Annotated in this window: 19 protein-coding genes; 11 read left to right on the forward strand and 8 right to left on the reverse strand. The window is 60.2% G+C overall.

Translation table 11 applies throughout. The features are described from left to right. Positions 1–3: 3 nt before the first annotated feature. Positions 4–1,299, forward strand: coding sequence for a serine hydroxymethyltransferase (glyA, locus tag VOY09_RS10595; protein ID WP_322895432.1), 1,296 nt, complete (start codon positions 4–6; stop codon positions 1,297–1,299). 39 nt (positions 1,300–1,338) lie between these two features. Here the strand turns inward: glyA and VOY09_RS10600 are convergent, their stop codons facing one another. Next, complete coding sequence (locus VOY09_RS10600; RefSeq protein ID WP_322895433.1) at positions 1,339–1,707, reverse strand: hypothetical protein; 369 nt, start codon at positions 1,705–1,707, stop codon at positions 1,339–1,341. Positions 1,708–1,784: 77 nt separating this feature from the next. Here VOY09_RS10600 and VOY09_RS10605 point away from each other — a divergent pair, with 77 nt between their 5' ends. After that, positions 1,785–2,522 (forward strand): alpha/beta fold hydrolase, encoded by a 738-nt coding sequence (locus VOY09_RS10605; protein ID WP_322895434.1) that lies wholly within the window; start codon positions 1,785–1,787, stop codon positions 2,520–2,522. A 65-nt stretch (positions 2,523–2,587) separates the two neighbouring features. Further along, positions 2,588–2,701, forward strand: a complete 114-nt coding sequence (locus tag VOY09_RS10610) for an entericidin A/B family lipoprotein (protein ID WP_322895435.1) — start codon at positions 2,588–2,590, stop codon at positions 2,699–2,701. A gap of 264 nt (positions 2,702–2,965) precedes the next feature. Here the strand turns inward: VOY09_RS10610 and VOY09_RS10615 are convergent, their stop codons facing one another. From VOY09_RS10615 to VOY09_RS10630, 4 genes are all read right to left on the reverse strand, one after another. Beyond that, positions 2,966–3,337, reverse strand: a complete 372-nt coding sequence (locus VOY09_RS10615; protein ID WP_322895436.1) for a hypothetical protein — start codon at positions 3,335–3,337, stop codon at positions 2,966–2,968. A gap of 341 nt (positions 3,338–3,678) precedes the next feature. Next, the gene (gene lepA, locus VOY09_RS10620) at positions 3,679–5,478 is read right to left on the reverse strand and encodes a translation elongation factor 4 (protein ID WP_322895437.1); all 1,800 of its coding nucleotides are present in this window, start codon (positions 5,476–5,478) and stop codon (positions 3,679–3,681) included. A 77-nt stretch (positions 5,479–5,555) separates the two neighbouring features. After that, entirely contained in the window at positions 5,556–6,374 is an 819-nt protein-coding gene (locus VOY09_RS10625) for a DUF3800 domain-containing protein (RefSeq protein ID WP_322895438.1), read from the reverse strand. A gap of 117 nt (positions 6,375–6,491) precedes the next feature. Continuing rightward, the gene (locus VOY09_RS10630) at positions 6,492–6,788 is read right to left on the reverse strand and encodes a hypothetical protein (protein WP_322895439.1); all 297 of its coding nucleotides are present in this window, start codon (positions 6,786–6,788) and stop codon (positions 6,492–6,494) included. A 52-nt stretch (positions 6,789–6,840) separates the two neighbouring features. Between VOY09_RS10630 and VOY09_RS10635 the strand changes: the two genes are divergently transcribed. The 4 genes from VOY09_RS10635 to hrpB all read left to right on the forward strand — a co-directional run bounded on the left by VOY09_RS10635 (position 6,841) and on the right by hrpB (position 11,068). Beyond that, the gene (locus tag VOY09_RS10635; protein WP_322895440.1) at positions 6,841–7,071 is read left to right on the forward strand and encodes an arginine transporter; all 231 of its coding nucleotides are present in this window, start codon (positions 6,841–6,843) and stop codon (positions 7,069–7,071) included. A 44-nt stretch (positions 7,072–7,115) separates the two neighbouring features. Further along, the gene (gene meaB / locus VOY09_RS10640; RefSeq protein WP_322895441.1) at positions 7,116–8,105 is read left to right on the forward strand and encodes a methylmalonyl Co-A mutase-associated GTPase MeaB; all 990 of its coding nucleotides are present in this window, start codon (positions 7,116–7,118) and stop codon (positions 8,103–8,105) included. A gap of 153 nt (positions 8,106–8,258) precedes the next feature. Further along, positions 8,259–8,543, forward strand: coding sequence for a 50S ribosomal protein L28 (gene rpmB / locus VOY09_RS10645; protein WP_322895442.1), 285 nt, complete (start codon positions 8,259–8,261; stop codon positions 8,541–8,543). A gap of 119 nt (positions 8,544–8,662) precedes the next feature. Continuing rightward, positions 8,663–11,068, forward strand: coding sequence for an ATP-dependent helicase HrpB (gene hrpB, locus VOY09_RS10650; protein ID WP_322895484.1), 2,406 nt, complete (start codon positions 8,663–8,665; stop codon positions 11,066–11,068). A 51-nt stretch (positions 11,069–11,119) separates the two neighbouring features. Here the strand turns inward: hrpB and argF are convergent, their stop codons facing one another. Continuing rightward, positions 11,120–12,025, reverse strand: a complete 906-nt coding sequence (gene argF / locus VOY09_RS10655; RefSeq protein WP_322895443.1) for an ornithine carbamoyltransferase — start codon at positions 12,023–12,025, stop codon at positions 11,120–11,122. Between the two features lie 14 nt (positions 12,026–12,039). Then, positions 12,040–13,227, reverse strand: a complete 1,188-nt coding sequence (locus VOY09_RS10660; RefSeq protein WP_322895444.1) for an aspartate aminotransferase family protein — start codon at positions 13,225–13,227, stop codon at positions 12,040–12,042. A 254-nt stretch (positions 13,228–13,481) separates the two neighbouring features. Here VOY09_RS10660 and VOY09_RS10665 point away from each other — a divergent pair, with 254 nt between their 5' ends. Continuing rightward, complete coding sequence (locus tag VOY09_RS10665; RefSeq protein ID WP_322895445.1) at positions 13,482–14,636, forward strand: sialidase family protein; 1,155 nt, start codon at positions 13,482–13,484, stop codon at positions 14,634–14,636. On the opposite strand, the gene VOY09_RS10670 is transcribed toward VOY09_RS10665, so the two are convergent. After that, entirely contained in the window at positions 14,633–15,436 is an 804-nt protein-coding gene (locus VOY09_RS10670; protein WP_322895446.1) for an ABC transporter permease, read from the reverse strand. The genes VOY09_RS10665 and VOY09_RS10670 overlap by 4 nt on opposite strands. A gap of 85 nt (positions 15,437–15,521) precedes the next feature. On the opposite strand from VOY09_RS10670, the gene VOY09_RS10675 reads away from it, so the two are divergent. The 3 genes from VOY09_RS10675 to rimO all read left to right on the forward strand — a co-directional run bounded on the left by VOY09_RS10675 (position 15,522) and on the right by rimO (position 18,348). Continuing rightward, on the forward strand, positions 15,522–16,133 hold the full coding sequence (locus VOY09_RS10675; protein WP_322895447.1) for an SH3 domain-containing protein: 612 nt from the start codon (positions 15,522–15,524) through the stop codon (positions 16,131–16,133). A 141-nt stretch (positions 16,134–16,274) separates the two neighbouring features. Further along, on the forward strand, positions 16,275–16,883 hold the full coding sequence (locus tag VOY09_RS10680) for a GcrA family cell cycle regulator (RefSeq protein WP_322895448.1): 609 nt from the start codon (positions 16,275–16,277) through the stop codon (positions 16,881–16,883). A 64-nt stretch (positions 16,884–16,947) separates the two neighbouring features. Then, positions 16,948–18,348 (forward strand): 30S ribosomal protein S12 methylthiotransferase RimO, encoded by a 1,401-nt coding sequence (gene rimO, locus VOY09_RS10685; protein ID WP_322895449.1) that lies wholly within the window; start codon positions 16,948–16,950, stop codon positions 18,346–18,348. Positions 18,349–18,480 lie beyond the last annotated feature (132 nt).

Genomic DNA, 18,480 nt, shown 5'->3' on the forward strand with positions numbered 1-18,480 from the left:
TCCATGAATGCGACTATCCGCGACAAAGGCTTTTTCACCGAAACCCTCGCCACCCGCGACCCCGTGCTGCATGACGCCATGCAGGCCGAGCTGAAGCGCCAGCGCAAAGAGATCGAGCTGATCGCCTCGGAAAACATCGTCTCTGCCGCCGTGATGGAGGCCCAGGGCGGCGTGATGACCAACAAATACGCCGAAGGCTATCCGGGCCGTCGCTATTACGGGGGCTGCGATCATGTCGATGTGGCCGAAAATCTGGCCATTGACCGTGCTTGCCAGCTTTTCGACTGCGGTTTCGCGAATGTGCAGCCGAACTCCGGGTCACAGGCCAATCAGGCAGTGTTTCAGGCCCTTTTGCAGCCCGGCGATACGATCCTTGGCATGTCGCTGGATGCGGGCGGTCACCTGACCCATGGCGCCAAGCCAAACCAATCCGGCAAATGGTTCAACGCGATCCAATATGGCGTGCGCCGTCAGGATAACCTGCTGGATTATGACGAGGTCGCGCGCCTCGCCACCGAACACCAGCCCAAGATGATCATCGCCGGCGGCTCTGCCATCCCCCGCATCATCGACTTCGCGAAAATGCGGGAGATTGCGGATAGTGTCGGTGCCTATCTGCTGGTCGATATGGCGCATTTCGCGGGGCTGGTCGCGGCGGGCCATTACCCATCCCCTTTCCCGCATGCGCATGTGGCGACGACGACGACCCACAAAACCCTGCGCGGCCCGCGCGGTGGGATGATCCTGACCAATGACGAGGCTTTGGCGAAGAAATTCAACTCCGCCATTTTCCCCGGCATTCAGGGTGGCCCATTGATGCATGTGATCGCCGGTAAGGCCGTGGCCTTTGGCGAGGCTTTGCGGCCCGAGTTCAAGACCTATCAGGCGCAGGTGATCAAGAACGCCCAAGCGCTGGCGGATCAGTTGATGAAGGGCGGTCTGGATATCGTCACCGGCGGTACCGATACCCATCTGATGCTGGTCGATCTGCGCCCCAAAGGTGTCACCGGCAATGCGACCGAGAAAGCCTTGGGTCGCGCCCATATCACCTGCAACAAGAATGGTATCCCGTTTGACCCCGAAAAGCCGACTGTCACATCGGGCATCCGTCTGGGCACGCCCGCAGGCACGACCCGTGGCTTTGCCGAGGCAGAGTTCCGCCAGATCGCCGATTGGATCGTGGAAGTGACCGAAGGTCTGGCCGCCAATGGCGAAGACGGCAATGGCGAGGTCGAGGCCAAGGTCCGGGCCGAGGTTGAGGCGCTTTGCGACCGTTTCCCGATCTATACCAACCTGTGATGTGATCCGTAGGGTGGGTCAATGACCCACCCTACCCCGTCAGATCAGCCCGCGCTGCACGACGACGACCAGCACGACCAAAGCCGTGATCAAAAGGCCAAAGGCGATCGAGGCCGCGACACCCAAAGCCGCTGTGCGGCGTCTTTGCCCGATATCGGCCCGTTCCAGAAAATAGACCGCATTATTATAGGCCGCCTCTAACCGGGGGCGGTCGATCATCCGTTGCAGCTTGGGGTTATCGGCCAAAGCCTGCGCCTGGGCGAAATAGACCAATTCGCGCCGCAGCCCGCGCGGCAGCAGACGGCGGGCCTTGCGCACCTGCGCTTCGAACGTGCGGGCGCGCACGCCCAATCTTTGGTCGAGCAATGCGCGGATCTTTTCGACCTTGATGTGAATGTCTGATGCCATGGGCCTGCGGTAAATCCAAACTCCGCGGGTCTCAATCCCTCTGGTCACCGAGGGAAAGGAAGGTTAGCAACAGATGCATGTTAAACACGGTCCATCATGACGGCCCTGAGGCTGTCCCGCTTTTGATCGCGCATGGCTTGTTCGGGTCGGCCCGCAATTGGGGGGTGATCGCGAAAAAGCTGTCGGAAACCCGGCCTGTGATCACTGTGGATATGCGCAATCATGCGGATAGCCCTTGGTTTGATACACATTCCTATGAGGATATGGCCGCTGATCTGGCGCAGGTCATGGACAGGCCGATGGATGTGCTGGGCCATTCCATGGGCGGCAAGGCGGCGATGGTGCTGGCGGTCCAACATCCGGGTCTGGTGAACAAGCTGATCGTCGGCGATATCGCGCCGGTGGGCTATAGCCATAGCCAGAACGGGCTGATCGCCGCGATGCGCAGCGTCGATCTGTCGCAGATCAGCACGCGGGCCGAGGCCAAGACGCAATTGGGCGCACAGCCCCCCGGCGTGGCGGAATTTCTGCTGCAAAGTCTGGATATGAAGGACCGCCGCTGGCGGCTGAACCTTGATGTGCTGGAGGCGGAGATGGACAAGATCATCGGCTTTCCGCAGATCAGCGGGACATTTGAGGGGCCAGTGTTCTTTCTGTCCGGGGGGGAATCGGATTACGTCACCGCCGACCATCGCCCGGCGATCAAGGCGCTGTTCCCGCAAGCGCGCTTTGCCAAGATCCCCGGCGCCGGGCATTGGCTGCATGCGGAAAAGCCGCGTGAATTCATCGGGTCTGTCATGGCGTTTCTGGATTGAGCCTGATCTTGCGCGACGCCGCATGGTCGCTTAAGATTTTGAGATCAACCATGAAAGTGACGCCGATGATCCGCCTGCTTGTGCTTGCCGCATTTCTGACCCTGTCCGCCTGCAACACCGTGCAAGGCGTGGGCCGCGATATCACGACGGCCGGGCAAGCCATCGAGAATGCGCTTTAGCCGCTGGTCAGACGAACAAAGGCGAGGTCAGGATCGCGCCCAGACAGCTGCCGCCGACGATGACGATAAATCCATAGGGTAGATAAGACATGGCGACCTCCTGTGCTGTGCCGGAGGTGTAACGCATGAACATGACAATTCGGTCGGTGGGGTGAGGAATTTTGTGGGGGACCTTCCCCGCGGGGAAGGTTTTTGGTGGGCGTGGGGTGTGCCTTTAGGCGCACCATGAGGTGGCGGTCATGTGGTGCGCAGCGAGTGCGCACCCTACACCTGTGATCGCTTAACCTCCGCAAGAGCGCGGGTTTCTTGTTCGCCTTCCCAAAAATACCAAGAGCAAAAGAGGCCAAATGAAACCACTACGGCTAAACCGTGATCAAACACTCCTATAACAACAAAATATACAACAATTGATACGATACTACATTTCAACAGTTTCCACGGCTTTTCAAAACTTAACCTAATATTGTGCGCAAGCACTAATAGCGAAGCCATAAAACAGAAAAATACAGGCGATATATTCGAAAAGTATTGAAAAATAGCAACCAAAAATAGAACTAACGCAAGCCACTCCATCGCAACATAAACTCCAAAGCGCAAAGTCCTGCCAGCTAGCCTAAACATCATGCGCCGGTTCATCAGCTACCTATCTTCAACGCAGAAATAGACGTCTCTTGCGGGATGAGGGCTTTGCCGAATTGCCGCATCATTGTTTTCTCCACGTTATGCTTGTTCAAAAGTTTACGCTTTCGCATCGCACCACTTTTGTAGCACGTAATCTTCCCCGCGGGGAAGGTTTTCTGCTTGTCCGTAGGGTGTGCCTTTAGGCGCACCGGATGGTGGCGGGGTGATGTGGTGCGCAACAAGTGCGCACCCTACGGTGGCTTCAGTTGGGAGCGCCGTAGGGTGTGCCTTTAGGCGCACCGAAGGATCGTCCAACACCAATACCACCGATAGGTTAAATTCCCGTAAACGGAGGCTCAGCTATCCATCTTCAGCGCGGAAATAAACGCCTCTTGCGGGATATCGACCTTGCCGAATTGCCGCATCTTCTTTTTCCCGGCCTTTTGCTTGTCGAGCAGCTTGCGTTTACGCGTCGCGTCGCCGCCGTAGCATTTGGCGGTCACGTCCTTGCGCAGGGCTGACAGGGTTTCGCGGGCGATCACCTTGCCGCCGATGGCCGCCTGAATCGGGATTTTGAACATGTGGCGGGGGATCAGGTCTTTGAGCTTTTCCACCATCGCGCGGCCGCGCATTTCGGCCCGGTCGCGGTGGACCATCATCGAGAGCGCATCGACAGGTTCGTCGTTGACCAGCACGGACATCTTGACCAGATAATCCTCTTGATACCCCGTCAAAACGTAGTCGAAAGAGGCATAGCCCTTGGTCACGGATTTCAGCCGGTCGTAGAAATCGAAGACGACTTCGTTCAGCGGCAGGTCATAGACCACCATCGCGCGGCTGCCCGCATAGGTCAGGTCCTGCTGCACGCCGCGCCGGTCCTGACAGAGTTTCAGCACATCGCCCAGATATTCGTCAGGCACGAGGATCGTCGCCTTGATCCGCGGTTCTTCGAGGTGATCGACATGGGTCAGGTCGGGCATATCGGCGGGGTTGTGCAATTCGCGCATCTCGCCGTCGCGCATATAAAGGTGGTAGACCACGGAAGGTGCTGTGGTGATCAGATCGATGTCATATTCGCGTTCGATCCGGTCGCGGATGACTTCGAGGTGGAGAAGGCCGAGGAACCCGCAGCGGAAGCCGAAACCGAGGGCGGCGGAGGTTTCCATCTCAAAGCTGAAGGAGGCGTCGTTGAGGGCGAGTTTTTCGATGGCGTCGCGCAGGTCCTCGAACTGGGCCGAATCGACGGGGAAGAGGCCGCAGAAGACCACGGGTTGCGCGGGTTTGAAGCCGGGCAGCGCGTTTTCGGTGCCTTTCTTCTCGGTCGTGATCGTGTCGCCGACGCGGGTGTCGCGGACCTGTTTGATCGAGGCAGTGATAAAGCCGATTTCGCCGGGGCCGAGGATTTCCACGTCCTGCATCTTGGGGCGGAACACGCCGATCTTGTCGATCTGGTGGATCGTGCCGTTGGACATGAATTTGACGCGGTCGTTTTTCTTCATCGTGCCGTCGATGACCCGGACCAGCACGACAACGCCGAGGTAGCTGTCATACCAGCTGTCGACCAGCATCGCCTTGAGCGGCGCATCGCGGTCACCTTTGGGGGCGGGCAGCAGGTTGACGATGGCTTCCAGCGTTTCATGGATGCCGACACCGGTTTTCGCAGAAACGCGGATCGCGCCGGAGGCGTCGAGACCGATGACATCCTCGATTTGGGCGGCCACCTGATCGCATTCGGATGCGGGCAGGTCGATCTTGTTCAGCACCGGCACGATTTCATGGCCCGCGTCGAGCGCGTGATAGACATTGGCGAGCGTCTGCGCCTCCACCCCTTGGGTGCTGTCGACGACAAGCAAGGACCCTTCGACGGCGCGCATGGAGCGGGAGACTTCGTAAGCGAAATCAACGTGGCCGGGGGTGTCGATCAGGTTCAGCACATAGGCTTTGCCATCATCGGCGGTATAATCGATCCGGACGGTGTTGGCCTTGATCGTGATGCCACGCTCACGTTCGATATCCATGCTGTCGAGCATTTGTTCTTTCATCTCGCGCGCGGATACGGTGTTGGTCGACTGGATCAGGCGGTCAGCCAGCGTCGATTTACCGTGGTCAATATGCGCCACGATCGAGAAATTGCGGATATGCGAAAGGTCTGTCATAGCAGGGATATGCTGCGGATTAAGGGCGTCGTCAATGCGGCAAATCTCAAGGCGGCGTCAGCCCGGACCTGTCATTTTCAGCGGCTTGCCTGATCAAGCTTGGCCCGCAACTCTGCGAGACTTGCGAATGGCCCGTTAACATGCGCGTCAATTTCCTTGCGCGGCCTCTTTTCAAGGTGGCTGCAGGCTTTGAAGCGGTTCAGATGGCTGCCGAAAATCTTGTTGAGATAAACGTAATCGTCATATTGTTCCGGCGCGCATTCCAGCGCCTTCAGCCGCCCGACAAGCGTGGCAATCCAGTCAGCCGCCTGCATATTTTGGTTCAGATAGCTTTCAACCTCAAACGGCGGGCTGGCCAATCTGTTGCACGGCGCAGTGCCAAACATAGTTTTTGCCGCTGTTTCAAGCAGTTCCTTGCGCGCTGAATGCCGATCCATAACCACGACAAAGCTTGTGTCACGTTGGTCGCAGAAGGTATTCAACCGCCTCAGCGCATGGGAAAAGCATGTCGTGTAAAGGCCTGTCGGGTTCAGAGTGTCACTGAGTCCCCTTCGTTTTTCCCGACCGTAAAAGAAGAGGTTGCCACCCAGTTCGTCCACCTTACTCATGACACGATGCAGCAACCTGCGCGCTTCGGGGTAATTTTGCATGACCTTGGGACGGATGAATGATGTTCCCTTCTTCTCCCACTTTGCAGCCATCTTGTCAGTTCCGGCCAGATCGGCGGCAAAGTTCGCTTCTTTTTGTTTCAGGAAAAAGGTGGCGAACGGGCGAATCGCATTCTCTGGCAAAATGATGCCTGCAACGCCAAAAACCGGGCTTTCGTTGTGCTTGTTGCTGTCGCGGGACACGAAAGGGCCGATATGGCCAAACTCATCTAAGTAAACGAAATACATAAGCTCAGAAGCCCGCGCTGTTCGCGCGGGCCCTGGAATGAGCGCGGAGCAAGCCCCGCCTCTCGTGACGACTAGCTAACATTACACCTAAATCCTTTCAAGAGCGTAAACCGCAGATCACAGAGCGCACAGACCTGATTTAAGCGCAAATTTCATCGAAATCGTCAATGCGATGCTTTTAAAAGACAACCAGTTTCGATCAATATCATTGTTGGATGGGTCATGTTCGCAAAGATGGGCCGCTTCCGTCAGTCGCAACCTTGCACATAAGCCAACTTCGGCTTCGTGAATTGCAATGCGCGCGCCGACCCGGCATATTGCGCGCAAGAACAGCGGGCAAAGCCCTGCAACAGGCAAAAGCGGATAAAGGGCGGGCAGGATGCGGATTTTTCTGGTGTTAGGTGCGGTGGCCACATTGGCGGCCTGTGGCGGCGGTCGTGCGACCGGCGATGTGAGCAGAGCCTGCATGAGCGCAGGACGCACAGCGGCCTCGCCGCAATTATGTTCCTGCGTGCAACAAGTCGCCAATCAATCGCTGTCAGGCCGTGAACAGGCCCGTGCGGCGACATTTTTCGCCGATCCGCAGCGCGCACAGGATACCCGCCAGTCGGACAATCCCAATGACGAGGCTTTCTGGCGGCGCTATCGCGCCTTTACTGACCGGGCCGCAACGGTCTGCCGTCCGGTCGGCGCGTAACCTGCGGGGCTAGACAGCCGTGTCCTGCCGGATATGAAGGTGGGATGACAAAAGCCCCCTCTCCAACCGATCTGGCGGCACGTATCCGGGCAGGCGAAAGACGTGCGCTGGCGCAAGCGATCACGTTGGTCGAAAGCGGGCGGGATGATCATCGCGCGGCGGCGATTGAGCTTCTGACGGCGCTTGGCACGGAAAAGCAGGCATTGCGGATCGGTTTGTCGGGGACGCCGGGAGTAGGAAAATCGACGTTTATCGAAACATTCGGGTTGATGCTGACCGGGCTTGGCAAACGCGTGGCGGTGCTGGCGGTTGATCCATCCTCTGCCCGCTCGGGTGGGTCGATCTTAGGTGACAAGACGCGGATGGATCATCTGGCGCGCGATCCTTTGGCCTTTATCCGCCCCTCGCCAAGCCAGACGCAATTGGGCGGTGTCGCGCGGCGCACGCGCGAGGCTGTGGCTTTGTGCGAGGCTGCGGGATACGATATTGTCCTGATCGAGACAGTGGGCGTCGGCCAGTCCGAAACGGTCGTGGCGCAGATGGCGGATTTATTCGTGCTGTTGCTGGCCCCTGCCGGTGGCGATGAATTGCAGGGCGTCAAGCGCGGCATCATGGAAATGGCCGATCTGATTCTGGTGAACAAGGCGGATGGTGATCTGAAATCACAGGCGATGCGGACCTGTGCCGATTACGCCGGTGCCTTGCGGTTGCTACGCAAACGCGCGCAGGACCCGGATGGGTTTCCCAAGGCGATGACGGTGTCGGCGCTGGAACAGCAGGGCATCGCCAAGGCCTGGGACGAGATGCAGGAACTTGCCACATGGCGGCAGGACAATGGCCTCTGGGACCAGACCCGCAAGGATCAGGCCAGTTTCTGGTTCACCGAGGATCTGCGCCAAGGTCTGTTGCAAATCCAGATGCGCGATCCCGCCACCAGCGCGCGGATCAAAGCCGCGACCGAGGCTGTGGCCAATGGCACCCTGTCGCCCACGGCAGCGGCGGCGCAGGTGCTTGACCCGTTGCGCGAAGTGTAACAGTTTCACATGCAAATCGGGTTGACGGGGGCCGGGAATCCGCCTATCTCGCGCTGATCTTATAAACGACCCTGCGTTGCGGGGTTCAACCCCGTATGCTGGATGTCCCGCCCGATTGGTCTGGTGATCTCCCTCAGAACAAGGAAAACGCTCATGTCGCGCCGTTGCGAATTGACTGGAAAAGGCCCGATGTCTGGCAACAATGTCAGCCACGCCAACAACCGCACCCGCCGCCGGTTCCTGCCGAACCTGCAGGACGTGACTTTGAAGTCCGACGTTCTGGACCGGACATTCAAGTTCAAAATCTCGAACGCTGCCCTGCGCACTGTCGATCACCGCGGTGGTCTGGATGCGTTCATGGCAAAAGCGAAAGAGGCGGAATTGTCGCCCGACGCGCTGAAGGTCAAGAAAGAGATTGCCAAAGCGACTGTCGCTTAAGCAAGTCTGCTGCTCTGCATTGGACCCGGTAGCTGTGTGCTGCCGGGTTTTTGCGTTTGCGTGGCGGGGCAAGCCCCGCCCTACTTGACCGCGTCTTGCTGCAAGGTCACACCGCGCTGATGACCCAATTGCCGATTGATCCTGTCCTGCCTGCTCTGATGACCGCTTTGGCGGATCACGGGCGTGCTGTGCTGCAAGCGCCGCCCGGTGCCGGTAAGACAACGCGCGTGCCGCTGGCGATGCTGGAGGCCGGCCTGACGGCAGGTAAGATAATCATGCTGGAACCGCGCCGCCTTGCCGCGCGGGCTGCGGCGGAACGGTTGGCGGAATCTTTGGGTGAGGTGGTGGGCGCGACTGTCGGTTACCGCATGCGCGGTGACAGCAAATCGGGTCAGCGGATCGAGGTGGTGACCGAAGGTATCCTGACCCGGATGGTGCAATCGGACCCCGAATTGACCGGCGTCGGTGCGGTGATCTTTGATGAATTTCACGAACGGTCGCTGAATGCTGATCTTGGGCTCGCCTTGTGTTGGGAAACCCGGCAGGTGTTGCGCCCTGATCTGATCCTGCTGGTGATGTCGGCGACATTGGATGCGGAACCTGTGGCGACAATGCTGGATGATGCGCCGGTCGTGACATCGGAAGGCCGTGCTTATCCGGTGACGTTGCATTTTCTGGACCGCGCCTTGCCCAAAGGGAGCCGGATTGCGCAGGCGACTGCTGATCTGGTGGTGCAGGCAGTGGGTGAAACCACGGGCGGCGTGCTGGTCTTTCTACCGGGTGAGGGCGAGATCAGGGCGACTCAAGCCGCCTTGTCTGGCCGGTTGCCCGCCGATTGCGTGATCCGCCCGCTTTATGGCGCTTTGCCGTTCAAAGATCAGCGCGCGGCGATTGCGCCGGTCGCGTCAGGGCGCAAGGTGGTCTTGTCGACCTCCATCGCCGAAACCTCGCTGACCATCTCCGATATCCGCGTTGTTGTCGATGCAGGCCGCGCGCGGCGGTCGCGGTTTGATCCGGGGTCAGGCATGTCGCGGCTGGTGACGGAACGCGTCAGCCGGGCCGAGGCCACGCAACGCGCCGGGCGCGCGGGGCGGGTGGCACCAGGGGATGCCTATAAGCTCTGGACCAAAGGCGAGGATGGCGCCCTGCCCGCCTTTGCCCCTGCCGAGATCGAAGCGGCGGATCTCGCCAATCTGGCGCTGGAACTGGCGGTCTGGGGCAGCGATGATCTGGCGTTTCTCACACCACCCCCGCCCGGTGCTTTGGCCGAGGCGCGCGCGCTGTTGCAAAGCCTTGGCGCGCTGGATGTCCATCTGCGGATCACGGCGCATGGGCGCGCGCTGGCGGCGCTGCCGCTACACCCGCGTCTGGGGCATATGGTGCAGATGGCAGGCGCGCAGGCGGCCCCCTTGGCGGCGCTTCTGGCGGCACGTGATCCGCTGCGCGGCGCGCCGGTCGATCTGGCGCTGCGGATTGCGGCGCTGGCGGGGCGCTATGACGGGCCGGGGCAGGTCAATCACGCGGCACTGGCGCAGATCAAGGGGGATATTCCACGGCTGGTCAAAGGCTTACCCAAGATCGCGGCGATGTCCTTGGCGGAACAGGCGGCATTGGCCTACCCTGACCGGATCGGTCTGCGCCGCAAGGGGGATGCACCGCGCTATCTGCTCTCTGGCGGCAAGGGCGCGGTGCTGGATGCGGCGGATGCTTTGGCGGGGCAAAGGTTGATCGTGGCCACGGATCTGGACGGCGACAAACTGGAAGCGCGCATCCGGCAGGCGGTGGCGATCTCTGACGCGGAATTGCGCGGGCTGTTTGGGGATCAGATCGCGTGGCATGACCTGTGTCTGTGGTCACGGCGCGACAATAAGGTGCTGGCGCGCAAACAGGAACGCTTTGGCGCGCTGGTGCTGGATGACCGGATCTGGTCGGATGCGCCGGATGCGGCTGTGGCAGGCGCGATGCTGGACGGGGTGCGGCAATTGGGGCTGAAGCTCTCGCCCGCCGCAAAGCGCTTTCAGGCGCGGGTGGCGCTGGTGGATGACCTGCCTGCGATGGATGATGAGACGCTGCTGGCAACGCTGGACGACTGGCTGTTGCCGCATCTGTCCGGCGTGCGTTCTGCCGAAGACTGGAAACGCTTTGACGCGCTGCCTGCGCTGCGCGCGATGCTGGGCTGGGACCAGATGCAGCGGCTGGATGCTGCCGCCCCTGCCAGTTTTGAAACCCCTTTGGGCCGCAAAATCCCGATTGATTATGACGATGCGATCCCCAGCATCACGCTGCGCCTGCAGGAAATGTTCGGCGTGACCCGCCACCCGATGGTGGGGCGTGTGCCGTTGCGGATCACGCTGCTGTCACCGGGTCAAAAGCCGGTACAGGTGACGCAGGATATTGTGGGGTTCTGGGCCACGTCCTACGCCGATGTACGCCGCGACATGCGGGGGCGCTATCCGCGCCACCCATGGCCAGAGGACCCCACGCAAGCCGATCCGACACTGCGGGCCAAACCACGCGGCACGTAACGTCATCGTCCGAGCCTAAATATCCCCGCCGGAGGCCAGAATCTTTTTGGCTTAACGCCCCAGACAATAGCGCATGATCGCTTTTTGCGCATGCAGCCGGTTTTCGGCCTCGTCAAAGATCACCGAATGCGGGCCGTCCATGACGCTGCTGGTGGCCTCATCCTCGCGATGGGCAGGCAGGCAATGCATGAACAAAGCGTCAGGTTTCGCGCGGGCCATCAGGGTGTCGTTCACCTGATAACCACGTAACTGGTTGTGGCGGCGTTCACGGGCGGATTGCGGGTCGTGCATGCTGACCCAAGTATCGGTCACCACCAGATCGGCGCCCTGCACGGCCTCATGCGGATCGCGCACGACGGTATAGAGGCCGTCGAGTGCGGGTTCGGGGTCCAAGGGTGGCGGGCCGGTGAAGACCAGATCGAAATCGAATTGCTTGGCGGCGTGGGCGAAGCTGGCGAAAACGTTGTTGCCGTCACCCGACCAGACCACCTTTTTGCCTTTGATCGGGCCGTTATGTTCCTCGAACGTCATGATATCGGCCATGATCTGGCACGGATGAGTGCGGTTGGTCAGCCCGTTGATCACCGGCACCGTCGCATATTCCGCCATGTCGAGCAGGGTCTGTTCCTCGAACGTGCGGATCATGATCAGATCGACATAGCGCGACAGCACGCGCGCTGTGTCGGCGATGGTTTCGCCATGGCCAAGCTGCATATCGGCACCGGAGAGCACCATGGTCTGGCCGCCCATCTGGCGCACACCCACGTCGAAGGACACCCGCGTGCGGGTGGATGGTTTTTCAAAGATCAGCGCGACCATATGGCCTGCGAGCGGCTGATCGGCATCGAGCGTGCCTTTGGGCAGGCCGGCGCGGGCGTCTTTGATCTTGCGCGCGTTCTGGATGATGTCGGACAGATCGGCGGCGGGCGTCGTGTGGATATCTAGAAAATGTTTCATAATCTTTGTCTTTATTATGCAGCGGCTTCATCGGCGCGCAATTGGGCTGCGGCGGCGTCGAGCCGGATCACGGCCTCGGCGATGTCATCATCGCCGATGTTCAGCGCGGGCAGCAAGCGCACGACATTATCTGCGGCGGGCACGGTAAGGACGCCATTGGCATAGCCAGCCTTGACCAGATCGGTGTTTGTCGCCTTGCATTTGAGACCCAGCATCAGGCCGGAGCCGCGCACATCCTCGAATATATCGGGGTAGGAGGCGATCAGTCCTTCCAGCTTTTGCCGGAACAGACCGGATTTGCGGTTCACCTCGGCCAGAAATTCATCTGTCGCGACAATCTCCATCACCTGCGCACCCACGGCGCAGGCGAGCGGGTTGCCGCCATAGGTCGATCCATGGGTGCCTGCGGTCATGCCGCTGGCGGCGTTTTCTGTGGCGAGCACGGCACCGAGGGGGAAACCGCCGCCGATGCCTTTGGCCACCATCATGATATCGGGGGTGATGCCGGACCATTCATGCGCGAACAGCTTGCCGGTGCGGCCCATGCCGCATTGCACCTCGTCCAAAATCATCAGGATGCCGTGTTGGTCGCAAAGATCGCGCAGGCCTTTCAGGCAAGCATCGGGCAGTGGGCGGATGCCACCTTCGCCCTGCACGGGTTCGACCATGATCGCGGCGATCTTGTCGCTGACGGCGGCTTGCAGGGCGTCGTGGTCGCCGAAGTCGAGATGGGTGAAGCCGGGGAGAAGAGGGCCAAAGCCTTTGGTCATTTTCTCTGACCCGGCGGCGGCGATCCCGGCGCTGGACCGGCCATGGAAAGAGCCGGTGAAGGTGATGATTTCGGTCCGGTCAGGCTGGCCTTTGTCATACCAGTATTTGCGGGCCATCTTGACGGCGAGTTCGCAAGCCTCGGTCCCGGAATTGGTGAAAAACACCGTATCGGCAAAGGTCTTGTCCACCAGCATATCAGCCAGTTTCTGCTGCGCAGGAATGTTGTAAAGGTTCGAGACATGCCAGAGCGCATTGGCCTGCGTCGTCAGCGCCGCGACAAGTGCGGGATGCGTATGGCCCAGTACATTGACCGCGATGCCTGCGCCAAGATCCAGAAAGCGGCGGCCATCAGCCTCGGTCAGCCAAGAGCCGGACCCGGCGGTAAAGGTCAACGGGGCACGGTTATAGGTCGGCAAGACAGATGCGATCATCGGATCATCCTTTTAAAGCTGCGAGATTGGTGCAGGACCAATGCCGCGAAGTCAATTTATTTGGGGGAAGGGCAGACGTAGTTCAGGCGCGCGCAAAAATGCGTCGGCGTCGGAGGTTCTGAGTCAGATGATACGTCATGGAATCAGCTTATGGCCTCTGCCGCGCAAAGAGAAGCCAGAACAATCACGGCGCTGAAATTTTATCTGGATAGCGCGAATCGTGTTATTCTTGCGCCAAAATGATGGGGGACGTGATGGCGCAGGTTACCGTTCTCGTTGGCACCACCAAAGGCGCGTTTCTGCTGACAGGCGATGCGGATCGTCGCGACTGGGCCTGTAGCGCCCCGATGTGCGATGGCTGGCCGATCAATCATGTTATCGGCGATCCTGAAACCGGCATGATCTGGGCCGCAGGTGGTGGCGACTGGCATGGCGCGGGCATCTGGCGATCCGTTGATCAGGGGGCGACATGGGAATTAACCAAGCTGACCAAGGGCCAGATGGATGAATGGGCGGCCAATGACGCGGTTTTTGCCGCGATGATTGGCTGGACCGATGCGCCTTTGCCGTTTGGCGATGCGTTCAGCCAGATCTGGTCGCTGGCCTATGCGGATGGCGTTTTATACGCGGGCACCAAGCCTGCGATGCTGATCAAAAGCAGTGATCACGGGCAAACATGGGACAAGGTGGAGGGGTTGACGGATCACCCGTCAGCCGCTGACTGGCATGGCGGCGCGGCGGGGCTGGTGCTGCATTCCATCGTCACAGACCCGGCCAATCCGCGCAAGATATGGGTCGGGATTTCTGCTGCTGGCGTCTTTGCGAGTGAGGATGGCGGTGCCACATGGGACCGGCGCAACCGGCTGTCCAATACCACCGCTTGCGATCACCATGACCACCCCGCAGCACCCCGCGATGGTCAGACCGGGCCTTGCGTGCATAATATGATGCGCGCGCCGGGGGCGGGTGATGTGCTGTATCAGCAGAACCACCATGGTGTCTGGCGGTCTGCCGATGGTGGGCGCTCTTGGGATGACGTCAATGACGGTTTGCCGTCGACATTCGGCTTTCCGATCCGGGTGCATCCGCGCGATCCTGATGTAGTCTGGACCCTGCCGTTGAACGGTGACAGCGCGGGGCGCTATCCGCCGGATGCCGCGGCGGCGGTCTGGCGGAGCCGCGATGGCGGGCAAAGCTGGCAGGCTTTGCGCGACGGGCTGCCGCAGCAAAGCTGCTATTTCACTGTACTGCGGCAGGCGATGGGGGGCGATACGCGTGATCCGGCGGGGGTCTATTTCGGCACCAACAGCGGGTCGGTCTTTGCCAGCCGCGATGAGGGCGATAGCTGGCAAGAGATTGCAAGGCACCTGCCCACGGTGCTGGCGGTCGAGGTGCTGGACCGGGCCTAAGCCTTGAGCCGATAGCCGGATTTCATCCAACGATGGCACACCGCCAGAATGACGATGCAAGCGCCGCCGACAACGGCCAGCCCCAGCCATGGGCTGCTGTCGCTGACCCCGATCATCCCGAAACGCACGCCGTCGATGATGTAGAAAAACGGGTTCGCGTGGCTGAGCGTTTGCAGAAAAGGCGGCAGCGCGTCGATGGAATAGAATGTCCCCGACAGAAAGGCGAGCGGGGTGACCAGGAAATTGGTGATCGCGGAAAGCTGGTCGAATTTCTGCGCATAAATGCCTGCGATCATCCCCAGACCACCCATCAGCACAGAGCCAAGCAGGACGAAAGTGATTGCCCAGCCTGCGTGGATCAGCCCGACATCCAGAAACAGCGCCGCACCGATGGCGATGACCACGCCCACCAGCAGGCCGCGCGCGACGGCACCGCCGATATAGCCTGCGACCAGTTCGGAGGCCGACAAGGGCGGCATCAGCGTATCGACGATATTGCCCTGCACCTTGGCCGAGGCGATGGAGGAGGATGTATTCGCAAAAGCGTTCTGGATCACCGTCATGGTCAAGATGCCGGGGACCAGAAAGGTCATGAAATCGACCCCCATCACATCGCCGCGCTGCGATCCGATGGCGATGGTAAAGATCATCAGAAACAGCCCGGCGTTGATCAACGGGGCCATCACCGTCTGCAACCAGACATTCAAAAAGCGCCGGATCTCGCGGATCATCAGCGTCCAGGCACCCAACCAGTTCACATGGCCAAAGCGGCGCACACCCATTTCAGTTTTACTTGTCATTCAATCGGTCCTTTGTCTTGGGGCAGACATATCCTATCCTGACCGGGTGACCAGTGGCGATCTGGTCTTGCGAAAGGATGACATGATGCGTTTGCTGCTGATGTTGACCCTGACGATCTGGCCTTTCTGGGCCGTGGCGGACGCGAAACCGCCGATATTGCCCGCGCTTTACGAGGTTCTCGGCGTCGCCCCTGACGATCAGTTGAATATCCGCGCGGCCCCTGATGCCGGGTCTGACATCATCGGTGCGCTGGCTTTTGACCGCACGGCGGTCGAGGTGATCGCCTTCAGCATCGAGGGCGGCTGGGCCTTGGTCAATCATGGCGAAAGGTCAGGCTGGGTCGCAGCCCGGTTTCTGCAGCGCAGCGCCACGATCCCCGGCCCGTTGGGATTTTCCACGCGCAACCTGACCTGCTATGGCACTGAACCGTTCTGGTCGATGCAGATCACCGACACAGATGTGCAGTTGTCCACGACGGAAGGCACCGCCATCTATCCGATCACGGATGCCTATTTTGCCCGCGAACAGCGTTTCTTCGGCACAAATACCGCATTTTTCGACTGGGTCGCCAATACTGTGCCCGTGCGGTCACATATCCTGCCCGGCATCTGCTATGACGGGATGAGCGACCAGGCCTTTGGATTGCATTATATTGATGATGCTTTCGGTCATAAGGGCTGTTGCAGCCTCTATTGACCGGTGCCGCGCAAGCGAAGTTCGTCAAAAGACTCCGGACTGCCTTCACATCAGCCGCGGCAATGACTAGTATGGGTGGCTAGACATGGCTTGGCGCGATCCCTCTCAGGCATCCCGGCCAGCGAAACCGAAGGAATTCATATGTCCTGGACAGACGAGCGCGTCGAGACGCTCAAAAAGATGTGGGGCGACGGCCAGTCCGCCAGCCAGATCGCCAAGGAATTGGGCGGCGTGACCCGCAATGCCGTGATCGGCAAGGTCCACCGGCTGGGCCTGTCCAACCGTGCCGGTACGGCAGCAGCGCCCGCCGTCAAACCGGCGGTCAAGGAAAAGGTCGCCGAAACCGTGGAAGCGCCAGCGGCAAAACCTGCCGCGGCCAAGCCTGCGCCAAAGGTGAAGGCCAGCACGGCTGTCGCGGTCAAGGAAGAGCTGGAGCTTGACGAGAACGGCATCCCGATTTCCGCTGCCCGCCGCGCGATCATTCCCGCAGGGCAGCCTTTGCCGCCGCAGCCATCGGCCAACGAGATCAGCCCCGAGGCTTTGGCCAAAGTCAGCGAGATCGAAAAGACCGCCAAACGCCTGACCTTGATGGAATTGACCGAAAAGACCTGCAAATGGCCGGTCGGTGATCCGGCGACCGAGGATTTCTGGTTCTGCGGCCTGCCGGTGCAGCAAGGCAAACCCTATTGCGAGGCGCATGTCGGCGTGGCGTTCCAGCCGATGTCGGCCCGGCGCGACCGCCGCCGTTAAAATCCTGCGTAAGGTGGGGCAAGACCCACCTTACCTGCGCCCCTTTGTCGGTCTATAGGGGGCTATGACAACGAATCCACCCAACCTCCGCCCCGATCTTGCGCGCGCGCAAGTCACTGACACCGCCCGCAGCGGCCAGCCGACCATCGGCATGGTCAGTCTGGGCTGCCCCAAGGCGCTGGTCGACAGTGAACGTATCCTGACCCGGCTGCGCGCCGAAGGCTACGCCATTTCCGCCGATTATGCCGGGGCCGAGGCGGTGATCGTCAACACCTGCGGATTCCTGGACAGTGCCAAGGCCGAAAGCCTTGATGCAATTGGCGAGGCGTTGCGCGAGAATGGCAAGGTCATCGTGACCGGCTGCTTGGGTGCCGAACCTGATTACATCCGCGAACATCACCCCCGCATCCTCGCCGTGACCGGCCCGCATCAATATGAACAGGTGCTGGATGCTGTGCATCTGGCCGTGCCGCCCAGCCCCGATCCCTTCATCGACCTTTTGCCTGCGACGGGCGTCAGCCTGACGCCGCGCCATTACAGCTATCTGAAGATCTCCGAAGGCTGCAATCACAAGTGTAAATTCTGCATCATCCCCGATATGCGCGGGCTTCTGACCAGCCGCCCCGCCCATGCCGTCCTGCGCGAGGCGGAAAAGCTGGTGCAGGCGGGGGTGCGTGAATTGCTGGTCATCTCGCAGGATACCAGCGCCTATGGTCTTGACCGCAAATATGATCTGAACCCTTGGAAAGATGGCGAGGTCCGCAGCCATATCACCGATTTGACCCGCGAATTGGGCAAGCTTGGTGCCTGGGTCCGGTTGCATTACGTCTATCCCTATCCGCATGTGCGCGACCTGATCCCGATCATGGCCGATCCGTCGAACGGCGTGCTGCCCTACCTCGACATCCCGTTCCAGCATTCGCATCCCGATGTACTGCGGCGCATGGCGCGGCCTGCGGCGGGGGCGAAAACGCTGGATGAGATTGCGGCCTGGCGCGCGATCTGTCCCGATATCACCCTGCGCAGCACGTTTATTGTCGGCTATCCGGGCGAAACAGAGGAGGAGTTTCAGCATCTGCTGGATTGGCTGGATGAAGCGCAACTGGATCGTGTCGGGTGTTTTCAATATGAAAACGTTGCTGGCGCGCGGTCCAATGCCCTGCCCGATCATGTCGCGGCAGAGGTCAAGCAGGACCGCTGGGATCGTTTCATGGCCAAGGCGCAGGCGATTTCGGCGGCCAAGCTGGAAGCCAAAGTCGGCAGAACCTTGCAGGTCATCGTGGATGATATCGACGCGGATGGCATCGCCACCTGCCGGACCTGGGCCGATGCGCCTGAGATTGACGGGAATCTGTTCATTGATGAAGGGGCGGAGGGGCTGAATGTCGGCGACATCGTGCAGGTCGAAGTTGAAGAAGCGGGCGAGTATGATCTGTGGGGCGCGTTGAAACAGGCTGTGCCGTAGCGCGATTTGGACGTTCGGCACGGGTTTTCTTTATCAAATTTTCTTGTGGCTTTCGTGATCACGCTGGCGGGAACATATTCCGGTGGGGGCCGTTGACTGGACAGCTGCGCATGACGCAGGTCCTAAAAGGAG

The organism is Yoonia sp. 67-2, from assembly GCF_035117555.1.
Taxonomy (GTDB): Bacteria; Pseudomonadota; Alphaproteobacteria; order Rhodobacterales; family Rhodobacteraceae; genus Yoonia.